Source organism: Paenibacillus sp. FSL K6-2393, assembly GCF_038002545.1.
Lineage (GTDB): Bacteria > Bacillota > Bacilli > Paenibacillales > Paenibacillaceae > Paenibacillus.
On sequence record NZ_JBBOCU010000001.1, the window covers coordinates 1415899 to 1431063 of the forward strand.

The window sequence follows — 15165 nt, forward strand, 5'->3', positions numbered from 1 at the left end:
GGAGTGGAAGTAGGGCATGGGACATCGTATTCAGTTTGACCGTTATCCAGGTGGTGTGATGAAAGCGTTAACGCTCAGTTATGACGATGGAGTGGTGCATGATCGCAGACTGGTGGAAATCTGTAATCGGTATGGACTGCGGGGAACATTTAATCTGAACTCCGGTACGCTAGGCAATCCAGGCCGTATTGATCCGGAGGAAGTCGCTGAATTATATGAGGGGCATGAAGTAGCCGTTCACACGGTTACTCACCCTACGTTGCCTTATGTTCCGAATGAATTGTTGACGGAAGAGATTATCGAAGACCGAAAAGCATTGGAGCAGCTCGTCGGTTATCCGGTACGAGGCATGGCTTATCCCAACGGAGGGTACGACCGTGCGTTAAGTACCAAGCTGGAGTGGCTTGGCATCGATTATGCCCGTACCGTTGAATCTCATGGCAGATACACGTTGCCAGACCGGCCGCTTGAATGGCATCCGACCTGTCATCATAACCATGATCTGGCGGGGCATGCCGAACGTTTTATCCAACATTCCAAAACAGGTACGCCACTATTACTCTATGTCTGGGGTCACAGTTATGAGTTCAACGACAACGACAACTGGGAGATCATCGAACAGTTTGGTGAGCAGATTGGCGGCAGGGACGATATTTGGTATGCCACGAACATCGAAGTGATTGCCTATTGGAAAGCGGTGCAACGATTGGAGTGTTCGGCCGATCGCTCCATCATCCATAATCCGTCTGCCATCCCGGTTTGGTTCACGGCTGACCAGCAGGTTGTTGAAGTGCAGGGCGGAGAGACATTGCGGCTAAGCGAACGAATCAAGGTATAAGGAAGGGAGCTGACGGTCATTCGTTATTTTCATGAGAACGAGGCGATTGCAGGCAAGGTGTACGATTCAATTCCGGATATATTAACAACGGTGGCTCAGCGTTATATTGGCGATCATCCAAAACATTCATTTTTGTTCAGAGCCTATCATCAGGGAGGTTTTCGCAGGCTAGGGGACTATCGCTACGACCTGAATTTGAATGAGAAATGCGTAGAGGCTCGTGCAGGGCAGTACGTGTATGTATGGGGCAAGTTATGGAGCGAGCAGAATGCAACGTTAAATACGGGTTTGAACTGTTATAGTCCGGTGACGATTTACGTGAACGGTGAAGAGGTGTTCAAGTCCGAGTTGTTGCAGGAGTTATTTCCCGAGCGAAGAACCCAGATTCCAATTTCCGTGAACTATGGCTGGAATGATGTGTTGCTATGTTTTGTCAAAACAGAAGTGGGATTCGGCGGTATCTACGGAACAGCCTCGTTCAAAAATTTCCCGCTGCACTTCCTCACTCCTGGGGCAGATCGTCAGGGTCAGGAAGGCTGGTTATATTCGGAACCCGTTGATGAACCTGTATTATCTCTTCCTCGTGACGGCATGACGGAAGAAGAGACGGGCCTTTCCTGGTATCCGCGCAGGGGCTGGACAGAAGAGGAGCAGAGCGCAGGTTCATTTGCTCGAATCTTTGGTATGGAACAACTAGCTGTTGCCTATGCGTGGTCCAAACTGGATGTAACCTTGCCAGGATCAACGCCAGTTATTTTAAAAGGCCGTCATGATGGAGCTTTGACTCTGTATGTGGATGGCACGGAAGTATACTCTACTGGAAGCAGCGGTAATTTCCGCGTTGAACTTCCTCGCCGTTACGGTTCATCCGATCTGGTCGCGAAAGGTGAAATTCAGGCAGTCGGCGGCTCATGGGGATTCACGTTGGAAGATGCCGAGCGTTCGGGTTCCACAGGCTGGAGACTGAAATCGCCTCATCCGGTTGCCGGATGCTCTGACCCATGGCTGTACACAGGTGTGTTTACTCCCGGTGCTGAACCATCCCACGCCGACATCGTGCGAACAGATACCGTGTTTGATGATGGCGCACAAGGTGTGTATTGGCGGGTAGATCTTCCCGACACCCATGTTCGTCCTTACCTGGAAAATACACATTACGGAAAGTGGAATTATCCGCTCGGCGTTACCCTGCTTGGACTTCTCCAGACGGGACAGGAATTGGGACGGGATGATTACATTCAGTATGTACAGCAACATATTGAACTGAGCACTTCATTTGATCGCTACGGTCTGTGGGATCGGGAAGGGTACGGTGCGGCAGGAATCAATAATCAGCTGTCTGCGATAGACAGTCTGGATGATTGCGGTTCGTTTGGATCTACGTTGCTTGCTGCGATGGAATTCGGCGATATTCGTGGGGGAAGAGATACCGCGGATCGGATTGCAGGTTACATTACGGATGAGCAGGAGCGTCTGGAGGATGGTGCCTTTTACCGGGTTCGCGGAAGTGGGGAGATGCGTCAGGAGACGATGTGGTGTGATGACTTGTACATGAGTACACCTTTTCTGATGCGTTATGGTCAGTTGACAGGTGATGCGACGTATTGGGATGATGCGATCAATCAGTTCCTGATGTTCCGTAAATACCTCTACCTTCCCGATCAACAGATCATGTCCCATGTGTATGATTTTGTGCGTGGTCGGGCGACAGGTATTCCATGGGGACGAGGGAACGGCTGGGTGCTTTTCTCATTAACCGAATTGTTATCCATCCTGCCACATGATCATGTGAAACGACCGGAACTGCTACGTTTCTACCGTGATTTAAGTCAAGGTTATCTGGCGCTGCAAGGGGAAAATGGACTATGGCATCAGGTGCTGAACCGTCCGGATTCGTATGAAGAGACCTCCTGCACATCCATGTTCATCTACGCTTATGCCCGTGGTATTCGGGAAGGGTGGCTGGAGCAGCCTGAGCCCTACCTGGAAGCAGTGTGCAAAGGATGGGAAGGCATGACGCGTTTGTCGATTGACTATAAAGGTAATGTATATGGGGTATGCCGGGGTTCCGGGTACTCGTTTACCGCCTTGTATTATCGCGATGATCTGGGTTGGAATCTGAATGATACCCATGGGATCGGCATTGTGCTCTTGGCTGGCATTGAAGCGCATAAAATGAATCAGCAGCTCCGTGAGGCGCATATCGATTCTTCGGTTACAGCCGCGCAGCGCTGATGTTTGACGCAACGAAACGAATGTATGTGGATAGCCTTCTATTGGTAGATTACCAGCTAAAGAAAGCGGCAATGCCCTCAGGCTTGCCGCTTTTAGTTTTATTCCAATCCCGAATCTGATCTGCATAATAGCAATATATAAATACACTTACCTTCACCCAATAATATGAATAACTCCGTTTTTAGCACGCATTAAAATAACTCCATCTGCTCCGGTCCTTCTTCCTTCTCCGGTTCAGTACGGTCAGGGAAAGGCTTCACCGGCTGACCCAGCAGGTCCATCATCATCTGGGCATTCGCCGCTGCATCGCCACCTGAGTTGTTGTTGAAAATAACATAGACATCCTTGCTCTGCTCCTGCAATTGCTCCAGATAACCTTTCCACTCCAACAGCTCTTCCTTGTTGTAACGGTACAGGTAACGGGTCTCGCGCCAATTGGGCGCACCATTCTGATGCCAGCCGGACACGTTGCGTCCGTGCATGCGAACCAGTGTCATCTCCGAATCCGTCGCCTGTGGAACGATGGGAATGGAACCTGGACCCGCCTGAGGTTCGTCACAGACGCTGTGAATCCAGCCTTCCTCTTTCAGGAACGCAAGCGTGCGCTCTCGCATGTCACCTTCATACCAGCTACGATGACGGAATTCGAGGGCACACGGAATACCCTCCATTCGTAGTTTCACTTCACGAAGCTCTTTCACGTTGTCTTTATTGCACTCAAACCAAGGTGGATATTGAAACAGGGCTGCCTGCATTTTGCCGGCTTCGATGACCGGCTCCAGTGATTCCCGAAAAGCCTTATACATCTCTGACGTGCTGGTGAAGTAGGGCTTGCCCCGCAGATGTCCGGTCATTCCCTGATAGGCTTTGATGATAAAAGCAAAGGATTCGGGCGTCTCTGCAGCCCATCGTGCCATTCGATCCCGCGGCTGAACCGCGTAGAAGGAACTATCCACCTCCACGGTGGAGAAGTATTGTCCGTATAGACTGAGCTTGTCTTTGGCTTTGGTACGGTTTGGATAGAGATCTTCCTGATCCCCCCATCCGGTAAGTCCGATGCGAATCATAAGAACACCTCCTGTTGCTTTTTGAACAACTTCTTATAATTAACCGATTTACTGGCGTATGTCTAACATTATATCGTGTGCATTTTGGCTCTTCAATGTTGGAAACTTACTGGAATTTTTTGAGTTTGCAGAATAAAGACGTTACAATACATTAAAGCTAGGGGAAATGATCAGGCTTGTACAACAGTGACTATAGATAGAGAGCCAGTGACCAAGTGGAGGGCGAGAATGGATGACGGAATGGTATGAAAAGAGTTTTGGAGAAGATTATCTTCTCGTATACAAGCACCGGGATGTGCAGGGTGCCTATCAGGAAGTACATAAAATGATCAATTGGTTGAAGCTTGAGCCCAATGCTGAAGTACTGGATCTATGCTGCGGTATGGGACGGCACTCCATGGCACTTGCTGACGCAGGTTTACGAGTGACCGGAGTTGATCTGTCCGATGTGCTTTTGCGCGAAGCACGCCTAATGGACACTGAACACCGAGTATCTTGGTGTCACGCAGACATGCGTGAACTCCCGCTGAAAGGCGGCTTTGATGCCGTAGTCAATCTGTTCACATCGTTTGGTTATTTCCTGGAGGACGGAGAACAACTGAAAGTATTACGTGCCATTCATCGGATGCTTCGCCCGGGTGGCAGCTTTATAATTGATTTTATGAATACGGCTTATGTGACTCGTCATCTGGTACCGCACTCCGTCCGAGAGGATGAGGGGCAGCGGATTGAGGAGTATCGCAAGATTGAGGAAGGGTTTGTGCAAAAGGAAATTCGCATTACGGATACCACATCCGGACATGAACCGCGGGTATATCAGGAGCGTGTGAAGTTGTACACACGGGATCAACTGAGTCAGATGTTAAGTGCCGCCGGACTCCGGGTAGATCAGGTACATGGCGGCTATGACGAAGAGAAATATGACGAGCAGACTTCTCCACGCATGATTTTTGTGGGTCGTCGTCCTGTGGAGTGAACAGAGACAGTCTGGAAGGGGGATAACATGAAGCGCACAGAAGAGATGTCCATGACAGAGGGCATACACCGGGTCAAGATCAGCATGTCGTTTCCCTTGCGATGGGTGAACAGTTATGTGTTATCAGAATCGGGTGGGAAGATAACCATTATAGATCCGGGACCGCGTAATTCGGAAACAGAACAGGAGTGGAGTGAAGCGCTGGCAGATCTTGGCCTGACCTTTAGTGATATTCGTCAAATTGTACTCACCCACCATCACCCCGATCATCTTGGGTTGTCGGGTTGGATGCAACAGATGACGGGGGCACCCGTTCGAATGTCCACACGCTCCCGCCAAGAGGCCGACTATATGTGGGGACCTGATTCACGTATCAATACAATATTACCTGATTATTATGGTCGTCATGGTATGCCGGAAGACAAGACTGAGCAGATACATGAACATATGAAGGCATTTACTTCGCAGATCACGCCACTTCCGAATGTCACACCCGTTGAAGATGGCGAGTGGCTCGATATGGGCGGGAGACGTTGGATTGCTGTGGAGACGGGTGGACATGCCCCAGGCCATTTATCCTTTTATGCGCCGGAGTCCATGGAGATTCTGTGCGGAGATGCAGTTTTGCCACAGATTTCACCGAACATCAGTCTGCAACCCGGCAGTGACCCTCAGCCATTATTGTCTTATATGGAAGGATTGCAACGTCTTGGTGAGCTGAACGTCAAGCAGGCGTATCCCGGACATCGGAATCCTTTTGCCCAGTTCAACGAACGGACAGTACAATTGCTGGCTCATCACGAGGAACGTCTTCAGAAGATGACGGAGCGAATTCAGGAGTCACCGGCGAATGCTTATGACATCTGTGTGCACATGTTTGGCAATCGGCTGGGTACCCATCAACTGCGGTTTGCCATGAGTGAGACGTTGGCCCATTTGCAGGAGTTACTTCGACGCGAAGTAGTGAAGCAAGAGCAGCAACCGGATGGCAAGTTCTATTTTCAAATCTAAACGAAATGATGATATGGATATGAAAAGATAATACGATCTATATAAAGGCTCTGGACAGGAAATTCACCTGTTCTGGGCCTTTTTAGCCTCTCTTAACGGTTCATTCATCTATTTTTAAGCCAGCGCGCCTATGATACATCTATGAACTTCGCTAGGGCGTGTCTTGAGACATACCCTAAAGAAAGTAGGGAAGAGCGATGACCAGAAGAAAACGGAATCAATGGAGAAAATGGCAAGCTTCAGCGGCAGCAACGTTGACTGTGGCTGCACTCTTTCAATATGTAAGAACTTCGGATGCCTTTGATGTGGCCTATGCAGCAGCAAATGGCACAGATACAAGTGTTACTGCTTCAAGCCAAGTGGATACGCATGATGATGTGATGGATGAATGGATCAACAGTACAACGGACAGCAACAACTGGAACACGCAGGACAATGACATTAATGATAGTCAATATAATGGAACATCTGATAGCACAAAAGCAGCTCTGCCAGATCAGAGCACGAGTAACAAGGGGAATTATTCAGATTCTCAGCGTGTCGGACAAAATAACCAGGGTACAGACTCCGGATACAGCAGTGGCAACTATCAGTCACGCACAGGTTCATCATGAGCCGCACGGAGCAAGTTGCTCGTCCGCTCCGATTTCAATTCCGTGCGATGAACACGGATGTTGAAGTGCAACTGTCCGCTGGGCGGGAAGAAGCTGAACATGCAGCAACCTTGGTGAAGAATTGGTTTGAGACGCAGGAGCAGCGCTTCAGCCGATTTGTGGCAGACAGTGAACTAAATCGTCTGAATGGTTCGACCGGATGGATCCCCATCTCCGCTGCGATGGATGAAGTTTTGAGTCTGGCCTATGGATATATTGGACTGACTGAAGGGATTTTTCAACCAGGTATCTCGCAGGCTCTTCAGGCTTCGGGATATGATATAAGTTTCGAGAAAGTGCAACAACGACAACCGCAACGTCCGTTGCTTGAACGCATATTGCGAACTAAAACGCCTGAATGTTCAGGGATGACAGAAGATCGATATGACCACAGTCGTCCGAGCTGGATTCAGCGGGAAGGTAGCCGGATGGTTCATCTGGACCCCGGAGCTGAGTTGGACCTGGGAGGCATTGTTAAGGGCTGGGCAGTGGAGCGTATCGCAGACTGGTTACAGCGAACGTTGCATATTCCGGCAGGTTTGATTAACGCGGGTGGAGATATTCAAGTATGGGGTTCACCAGACCATTCCCAGTGGACCTTGCAAGTAGCAGATCCTTTGCAGAATCAGGGTGCTGTGTCGGGAGTGATCCGTTTACAGCGAGGAGCTGTTGCCACTTCGGGTATTTCCCGCAGACAATGGCAGAATACGGATGGAAGCTTTGCACACCACCTCATTGACCCCCGGACGATGGAACCGACGGATACGGATGTGTTACAGTGTACCGTCCTGGGACAGCATGCGTCACAATGCGAGATCATTGCCAAGACGGTCTGCATTTTGGGTAGTGCCGAGGCAGTGGGCTGGTTAAATCGACATTACGATCGGCATGACGTCCTGTGGATGACACGGGATGGGATTACTTATTTTAGAGGGAATACGGATACGCTTGCTGAGCACTGGCCCGGTTTTGATCCGGATCATCGCTTCAGTCTGATCTAGGACAAGTCTAACAGATATGGGGGAGCCGGTTATGGCACAATGGATTGTAGATTACCTGCCAACGTGGAATATCATTCGAATTAGTGGAATTGCTGCTTATGTGCTGCTCTTTACAGGTGTGTTTCTGGGCATTGCGCAAGGGATGCCTATGGCCAAAGGCAAACCAAAAGCAACCATGTTCAAATGGCATATTCGAACGACCTGGCTCGCCTTCGGACTTGGACTCGTGCACGCATTAACGTTATATATTGATCACTATAGCCCGTTTACCTGGGGAGAACTTCTGATTCCTTTTACAGCTTCCGTGCATCCGATCGGCAGTGGTCTGGGAACGTTAGCCTTCTACGGATTAGTGATTGTCCTGTTATCCAGTGATCTGCGGAACAAGCTGGGCCGTAAATGGTGGTTCATGTTCCACCTGTTGTCCTATCCGGTGTTCATTGGTCTGCTGGTTCACGGCATGGTTACCGGAACGGATTCTGGCAATATCATCATGCGGATGATGTATGTATTTACCGGACTCAGCATTCTCGGTATCACGGTGTTGCGTGGCATGTTGCGAGAACGCAAAGGCCCGGAAATCACGATTGGACCGAAACGGGCAACATCTGGTTCACATTCCGAGCAGAATTGGGTTGAAGGTATTGGTTTGGTGAGAACGGTACGACCTAAACATCTGAAATAATAACATGTGGATTATCCAATATGTATCGTTACACATGCAAAAGAAGCGGCCATCAGGCCGCTTTTTTCATGAATAGTTATTTCCTCAAACAGTTATTTCACGAAGCATCCACACACATGTCCAATGTTCCACATGGCTTCAGATATGAAACGAGTTACGCATTATACAGCGTCATCACTGACAGGTTTTTCTCCCAGTGCTTCTTCAAGCTCGGATTGTTTGCGATGGGCGATCCGACTGCTCGCTGCCGATGCAATCGCACCGACAATATCATCGAAGAACGTGTGAACAGGGCCCAGGCTCTTGTCATTCAGTCGTTCAAGCACCCCTGGTTTCAGCTTGTCCACATAACCATAATTCGTAAATCCAATACTGCCATATACATTGACGATGGAGAATGCCAAAATCTCATCCACGCCATACAGTCCTTCATCGTTCTCAATCATCTCCTGCAAAGGAGATATGAGCTGCCCCTGTTCTGCCAGAATATCAAGCTGAATCCCGGTCAGAACGGCGTTCTGTACCTCACGTTTACGGAGAACCATCTCCACATTTTCGATACATTCTTCCATCGTAAGACCTGGATAATATTTTTTCTGCAATAACATGACCAGCTCTGCGATCTCAGGGATCGTGACGCCCCGCTTATGCAGCCATTCCCTTGTTGCCTCCGCCACTTTGCGGCTATTCAGGCTGTAAGGGATTTTTTCTTGCTCAGGATGTTCCATGGGCGATTCCTCCTCTGAAGTTAGCAATGTCCCTACTCTTGCTTCCTAATACGTTATTAACCTGTTTTACGTTTCTTTAAGATAATATATAAGTTTTCAGCAAAGCGATTATCTTTTAGTTATTTTTTGGACAAAGGCTCGTATACATGGTAGTACAAACTGTAAAAATGATGAGGGGGAACGTGATCATGAGAAAGATCCAATCTTTGCGTACGGTATCGGCAGCAGCGCTGCTGAGTATTCCTATGGTATTGTCAGGCTGCGGCATGTTTGGAGCACAGTCTTCCGAAGCTGTTGATCCACCACCGCCCATTCAGGAAGCAGCCATGATTCAGGCAGCCGAAGGAAATGGGGCACTCGCAACGCTCCCATTAACGACGGTATATCTGCAAGACCAGCAGGGGCTGCTCGCTCCGGTATCCCTGACACTTCCTTCTGGAACAGACGCCAGCAGTCCAAAGACAGCTCTGGATACACTTGTCACAGGCGGGGCCTATGCGGGTATGTTGCCGGAAGGATTCCAGGGCGTTCTCCCACAGGGAACGGTTGTGCAGAATGTAACGATTCACGCGGATGACAAGCTGGCGGTCGTGGAGTTCTCGGGTAATTTTGCCAAGTATGATGCGAAGGAAGAACGGAAAATGCTAGAAGCTGTCACGTGGACATTGACGGGAACGCCTGATGTGGAGAATGTGCAGATCTGGGTGGATGGCAAAAAGTTAACACAAATGCCGGTGAACAGCACGCCGTTGCCTGAACCGCTGAATCGGGCTGTGGGAATCAATCTGGATTTGGGTGATACGTTTGTGACCAACAGTAGTCCGGTAACGGTCTATTTCTCCGCTGCTTCACCAGCAGGCATCCAATATTATGTTCCGGTTACACGTCTGGTTACACCTGGTGAAGATCGGGTGCAGGCAGCATTGAATGAGCTGATCAAGGGACCTGACAAAGGTGGAGAACTGGAAGAGGTCATGACAGGCGGAACGGAGCTGCAATCGGTCAAAACGGCAGAGGATGGCACGGTAACGGTTGCCTTGAAAGATGATATGTTTGCCGAAGGGGATATCGTGCCAAGCGAGCTTTTACAGTCTGTCGTATTAACCACTGCGGAGAACACAGCCAGCAAGGATGCTAAAGTACAGATCGAGTGGAACGGCCAAAAAACGGTCATGGGTGACGACAACAGGGATTACAGTGCGCCGGTTTCCAAGCCTGAATATATTAACGAAATTCCGATTTAACGAACGCAGAATGCATAAGGATGCTTTTAACCGAACTCTTTGGTAAAATATAAGGGATTAGTAAAAGTGTGAACAAGCTCAACATTACAGGATGCTTAAGTCGTAGGAGGCAGAAAAAATGAGATCAAACGGACGAACCAGCGAACAGCTGCGCCCGCTGAATTTAACAGTGAACACAAATAAATACGCCGAGGGCTCTGTACTGATTGAAGTTGGAGATACAAAGGTGATCTGTACAGCTACAGTGGAGGAACGTGTTCCTCCCTTTATGAAAGGGCAAGGGAAAGGCTGGGTAACGGCTGAATATTCCATGCTGCCACGTGCAACACATACTCGGAACCAACGTGAAGCCAATCGCGGCAAATTAACTGGACGCACCATGGAAATCCAGCGTCTGATTGGTCGGGCACTTCGCTCGGTGGTCAATTTGCAGGCTCTTGGTGAGCGTACGATTACGCTGGACTGTGATGTTATTCAAGCCGACGGAGGCACACGCACAACGTCCATTACCGGTGCGTTTGTAGCGCTGGCGCTTGCCGTGAACAAGATTTCCCAACAGCACAAACTGCAAGTGTTCCCGATTACGGATTTCATTGCTGCGGTAAGTGTGGGCGTAGTAGGTGAACAGCCTGTACTGGATCTGAACTATGATGAAGATTCCAAAGCCAAGGTGGATATGAACCTGGTGATGACAGGCGGCGGTAAATACGTCGAGCTTCAGGGAACAGGTGAGGAAGCGCCATTTGATCGCCGTGAGCTGAACGCAATGCTGGAACTGGGTGAGCAGGGAATTCTGGAGATGATCGAGCGTCAAAAAGAAGTACTTGGACCGATTGCGCTTAAGATCGGCGCGCGTGGATTAGGGGAAGCTTAAGATGAGTTTGGACAGCCCAATCCTCATTGTTGCAACCCGCAATGCGGGTAAAGTCCGTGAATTCGCTCATGCTTTCGCACCGCTTGGCAAAGAGGTTAAGAGCATGTTTGACTACCCGGAGCTGCCGGATGTGGTGGAAGATGGCGTAACGTTTGCGGAGAATGCCTGGAAGAAAGCCAAGGCGGTTGGTGATGCGCTTGGATTGCCTGTTCTGGCAGACGATTCAGGACTTTGCGTAGATCTGTTGGACGGGGAGCCGGGAGTATATTCAGCGAGATATGCAGGCGAAGAAGCAACGGATGCACAGAATAATGCGAAGTTGCTGGAGACGCTGGAATCGTTGAAATCCGGTGAGGACACCGAGCAGCCGCTACTAAGTCCGGCTCGTTTTGTCTGTGCATTGGTACTGTACGATCCGACAACAGGTGATAAGTATGAATCGGAAGGCACTGCGGAAGGTTGGATCACGGCCCAAGCTGCAGGTGCTGGCGGTTTTGGATATGACCCACTCTTTTATGTACCTGAATACGAGATGACGATGGCAGAGCTGACGCTTGAGCAAAAACAGGCGATTAGCCACCGTGGTCATGCGCTGAGAGCACTTGTATCCAGACTTGAAGGATAAGAAATAACATTAAAGCGTTAATGGAAGGACAGAAGCATTCCAATGGAATGGTTCACCCGCCATTAACGCTTTTTTGATGTAATGGGGGATGGAGGGGGTGGGCGTGGTTGGTAAGGTCCATCCATATACCTAATGCTATGGGTTATTTCTGTGACTGTTACATAGAACATATGTTCTTATACCTACATAAAAGTTGGTTTACATTGCACGATTGGGAATCTCATTGGGACTGGAGTTGGAAGAAGTTGCAAGCCTTCTGTGGTATGGGTTAACATTCAAATTAACGAATCATATATGAACCTTAAACGGAGGGATTTGCTCATGCAAGAAGTGAAGCTTGTTGTATCCTACGATGATTATGAGGACGGCATTCGTATGGAAAAATTAATCAAGGAACTGGCGGCTAAACCGGAGGCCAGCTCATTGGAAAGTCTGGTCATTGGAGATTGGGGACAGGCTTATGAAAATTCGCCTGATGAGTTCGTGGGTGCGCTCGTCGAGTCGGCTCCAAGCTTTCCGTCATTGAAGAAACTGTTTATTGGAGAAATGGGATTCGAAGAATGTGAAGTATCATGGATTATCCAGACGAATCTCACACCACTGCTGGGTGCTTTTCCAGAATTGAAATCATTCTCTGTAATGGGTAGTAGTGATCTTAGTCTGGAACCACTCCAGCATGCCAAGCTTGAAGAACTGATTATTATTTGTGGCGGTCTCCCGAAAGAAGTGTTATCTTCAATCACTCACGCTGAATTGCCTGAATTGCGTAAACTGGAACTGTACTTGGGTGTGGATAATTATGGTTTTGATGGATCACTTGAAGATGTACTCCCTTTGCTAGAAAAAGGATTATTTCCAAAGCTGGTTTACTTGGGGCTGAAAGACAGTGAAATTCAGGATGAGATTGCCAAAGCAGCAGCTCAAGCACCTATTCTGGATCAACTTGAAATACTGGATCTATCGCAAGGAACGTTGTCCGATGAAGGGGCTGAGGCCTTGCTTGCCAGTGACAAGATCAAGAAACTGAAACATCTCGATCTAAGTTACCATTACATGACCAATGAAATGATCCTTCGCTGGAACCAATCGGGTATATCTGTAGATGTTAGCGACCAGCAACAGAGTGATGAGGATGACTGGCGTTACCCGTCGTTAACGGAATAGATGATGTCAGGTGTTACGGAAATGAAAGAAACCATGTATCAACCCATAGGTATACCTGATCCAACGCAAGATCAGCCCTTATTGCTGATTGGAAACCCCAATAACCGAAGAACGCAAGGGATGCAAGAGGCCAGGCATAGATTAGGTTTGAAACCTGCCGTTGTACTGTCTTATGCCCAATTGCTCCAGAACTGGAGACAGGGACGAACGATCGCTGATACAGTTGATTTCAATCTGCCTGTACCCCTGATTCGCATTGATGCTCCTGGTGAGGATTGGGAAGTAGAGCGTGAATTGTTGTTCCTTGGAGCGATGGACGATACCTCACCCTTAATAGATGGAATAGGTGCAGAAACATTTTCCGCAGAACAGGCACTTGAGCTGGAACAGGAGTGGGGAAGAATATACGCTCCCGCCCAGTGGTTTCGTGGCTGGAAAGCATGTTTGGATCGAATCGGCCGTGAGTCTCGGGAAATATGGCCTGAAGTTCGATTCTTGAATGATCCCGCCGATATCCAATTGATGTTTGACAAGAGAGTATGTCAGCAGCATCTATCTTCACATGGAGTTGATGTACCTCCGGCGCTTCCATTTTCGCAGCCAATCCGCAATTATACGGACTTGTGTGCCTCAATGAAGGCTGCCGAGATGAACCGTGTATTTGTGAAGCTTGCGTGCGGCTCCGGGGCTTCAGGAGTGGTTGCCTATCAAGTCAATCCCCGAACGGGTGATGAGATCGCTGTAACAACGATGGGGATCGAACAGAGACAGGGCAAGACAATTTTCTTCAATGAAGGACGTCTACGCAAGTATACCCGCAGTGAAGAGATTGCTACGCTGATGAACTGGTTATGTGCAGAAGGTGCACAGATTGAACGGTGGATGCCCAAAGCCACGCTTGATCAACGGGCCTACGATATTCGCCAACTGGTTGCGGGTGGACAGGCAGGTCATGCGATTATGCGGCTGAGCCGTACGCCAATTACCAATCTGCATCTGCGCAATGAACGTATGCTGCCTGCTGAAGCAGGGCTGGATGAACAGCGGATGTCGCTGGTTCGGTCGGCAGCGCAAGCAGCTATGTCTGCATTCCCCAACTCGTGTTCAGCCGGGATTGATGTGATGCTTACGAGTGGTTCGAATCCGCGTGCCTATGTGCTGGATGTGAATCCGTTTGGAGATCTGTTATACAGGGTCGAGCATCATGGCCTCGGAACCTATGAGTGGGAAATGGAGCTTTTACGAAAGGAGCCTATTCAATATGCCTGATATGAACACCATTGTGGGCTCCCATGATCTGTTAATGATTACGCTGGATACGTTACGATATGACGTAGCCAAGCTGGAAGAGAAAAATTGTCCTAATCTGTGTGGTTCGGGTCCGTGGGAGAAACGTCATACCCCGGGCAGTTTTACATATGCAGCGCACCATGCTTTTTTTGGTGGTTTTATGCCGACTCCTGCCAATACAGATAAGGCATCTCATGTAAGGCTATTTCATTCCCGGAATACTGGGCTCAAGACACATCCGCACACCTGGTTGTTTGATACACCGGATATCGTATCCGGGTTCGCAGCTGAAGGTTACCGCACCATCTGTATTGGCGGCGTCATCTTTTTTACGAAAAAAAACCCGCTTGCGAAAGTATTGCCCGGTTATTTCCAACAGAGCTACTGGCGAATGAACTTTGGGGTAACCAACCCGAAATCAACAGAGCATCAGGTACAGCATGCATTAAAACTGCTTGAACAGACATCGCCGGATGAAAAGATATTTATGTTTTTGAACGTGTCTGCCATTCATGGTCCCAATCGTTACTTTGTAGAAGGAGCCAAGGAGGACTCGGTGGAGACTCAGCGAGCTGCACTTCGATATGTAGATGAGGCTCTTGGTCCATTGTTCGAGGCGATGAGGAAACGCGCCCGGCCTGCGTATTGCCTAGCTTTTTCCGATCATGGTACAGCTTACGGTGAAGACGGGTATCAAGGACACCGGCTTGCGCATGATGTCGTCTGGACGGTGCCTTACCGTGAATTTTTAGTATAGTGTGTATTGATCTTATG

At 49.0% G+C, this 15165-nt stretch carries 15 protein-coding genes; 13 read left to right on the forward strand and 2 right to left on the reverse strand.

Features of this window, described 5'->3' with window-relative positions:
* The first annotated feature begins 16 nt into the window (after positions 1 to 16).
* The gene (locus MHI14_RS06155; protein WP_091037653.1) at positions 17 to 838 is read left to right on the forward strand and encodes a polysaccharide deacetylase family protein; all 822 of its coding nucleotides are present in this window, start codon (positions 17 to 19) and stop codon (positions 836 to 838) included.
* Positions 839 to 895: 57 nt separating this feature from the next.
* Positions 896 to 3073 carry a glycoside hydrolase family 88/105 protein gene (locus tag MHI14_RS06160; RefSeq protein ID WP_341130017.1) on the forward strand — a complete coding sequence of 726 codons (2178 nt, stop codon included), beginning with the start codon at positions 896 to 898 and terminating at the stop codon, positions 3071 to 3073.
* A gap of 191 nt (positions 3074 to 3264) precedes the next feature.
* Here MHI14_RS06160 and MHI14_RS06165 read toward each other — a convergent pair whose 3' ends face one another.
* On the reverse strand, positions 3265 to 4140 hold the full coding sequence (locus MHI14_RS06165) for a DUF72 domain-containing protein (RefSeq protein WP_341130018.1): 876 nt from the start codon (positions 4138 to 4140) through the stop codon (positions 3265 to 3267).
* 232 nt (positions 4141 to 4372) lie between these two features.
* Between MHI14_RS06165 and MHI14_RS06170 the strand changes: the two genes are divergently transcribed.
* The 5 genes from MHI14_RS06170 (at position 4373) to MHI14_RS06190 (ending at position 8466) form a co-directional block, all read left to right on the forward strand.
* Positions 4373 to 5116: a class I SAM-dependent methyltransferase gene (locus tag MHI14_RS06170; RefSeq protein ID WP_091037647.1), complete on the forward strand. Its 744-nt coding sequence runs from the start codon at positions 4373 to 4375 to the stop codon at positions 5114 to 5116.
* Positions 5117 to 5143: 27 nt separating this feature from the next.
* On the forward strand, positions 5144 to 6127 hold the full coding sequence (locus MHI14_RS06175) for an MBL fold metallo-hydrolase (RefSeq protein WP_341130019.1): 984 nt from the start codon (positions 5144 to 5146) through the stop codon (positions 6125 to 6127).
* Between the two features lie 197 nt (positions 6128 to 6324).
* Positions 6325 to 6741: a hypothetical protein gene (locus MHI14_RS06180; RefSeq protein ID WP_091037641.1), complete on the forward strand. Its 417-nt coding sequence runs from the start codon at positions 6325 to 6327 to the stop codon at positions 6739 to 6741.
* On the forward strand, positions 6738 to 7781 hold the full coding sequence (locus tag MHI14_RS06185; protein WP_341130020.1) for an FAD:protein FMN transferase: 1044 nt from the start codon (positions 6738 to 6740) through the stop codon (positions 7779 to 7781). Before MHI14_RS06180 ends, MHI14_RS06185 begins: the two co-directional genes overlap by 4 nt.
* Positions 7782 to 7812: 31 nt before the next feature.
* The gene (locus MHI14_RS06190; RefSeq protein WP_176873009.1) at positions 7813 to 8466 is read left to right on the forward strand and encodes a ferric reductase-like transmembrane domain-containing protein; all 654 of its coding nucleotides are present in this window, start codon (positions 7813 to 7815) and stop codon (positions 8464 to 8466) included.
* 161 nt (positions 8467 to 8627) lie between these two features.
* On the opposite strand, the gene MHI14_RS06195 is transcribed toward MHI14_RS06190, so the two are convergent.
* On the reverse strand, positions 8628 to 9194 hold the full coding sequence (locus MHI14_RS06195) for a phosphatidylglycerophosphatase A family protein (RefSeq protein WP_091037633.1): 567 nt from the start codon (positions 9192 to 9194) through the stop codon (positions 8628 to 8630).
* Between the two features lie 188 nt (positions 9195 to 9382).
* On the opposite strand from MHI14_RS06195, the gene MHI14_RS06200 reads away from it, so the two are divergent.
* The 6 genes from MHI14_RS06200 to MHI14_RS06225 all read left to right on the forward strand — a co-directional run bounded on the left by MHI14_RS06200 (position 9383) and on the right by MHI14_RS06225 (position 15148).
* The gene (locus MHI14_RS06200) at positions 9383 to 10438 is read left to right on the forward strand and encodes a GerMN domain-containing protein (RefSeq protein WP_091037631.1); all 1056 of its coding nucleotides are present in this window, start codon (positions 9383 to 9385) and stop codon (positions 10436 to 10438) included.
* Positions 10439 to 10556: 118 nt separating this feature from the next.
* A complete protein-coding gene (gene rph, locus MHI14_RS06205) occupies positions 10557 to 11312 on the forward strand; it encodes a ribonuclease PH (protein ID WP_017692572.1) in 756 nt (251 codons plus the stop codon).
* 1 nt (position 11313) lies between these two features.
* Positions 11314 to 11937, forward strand: a complete 624-nt coding sequence (locus MHI14_RS06210) for an XTP/dITP diphosphatase (protein ID WP_091037628.1) — start codon at positions 11314 to 11316, stop codon at positions 11935 to 11937.
* A gap of 321 nt (positions 11938 to 12258) precedes the next feature.
* Positions 12259 to 13101: an STM4015 family protein gene (locus tag MHI14_RS06215; RefSeq protein ID WP_091037625.1), complete on the forward strand. Its 843-nt coding sequence runs from the start codon at positions 12259 to 12261 to the stop codon at positions 13099 to 13101.
* A 21-nt stretch (positions 13102 to 13122) separates the two neighbouring features.
* On the forward strand, positions 13123 to 14370 hold the full coding sequence (locus MHI14_RS06220; protein WP_341130021.1) for an STM4014 family protein: 1248 nt from the start codon (positions 13123 to 13125) through the stop codon (positions 14368 to 14370).
* Positions 14363 to 15148: an STM4013/SEN3800 family hydrolase gene (locus MHI14_RS06225; RefSeq protein ID WP_339310572.1), complete on the forward strand. Its 786-nt coding sequence runs from the start codon at positions 14363 to 14365 to the stop codon at positions 15146 to 15148. The genes MHI14_RS06220 and MHI14_RS06225 overlap by 8 nt, the downstream gene beginning before the upstream one ends.
* Positions 15149 to 15165: the final 17 nt, after the last annotated feature.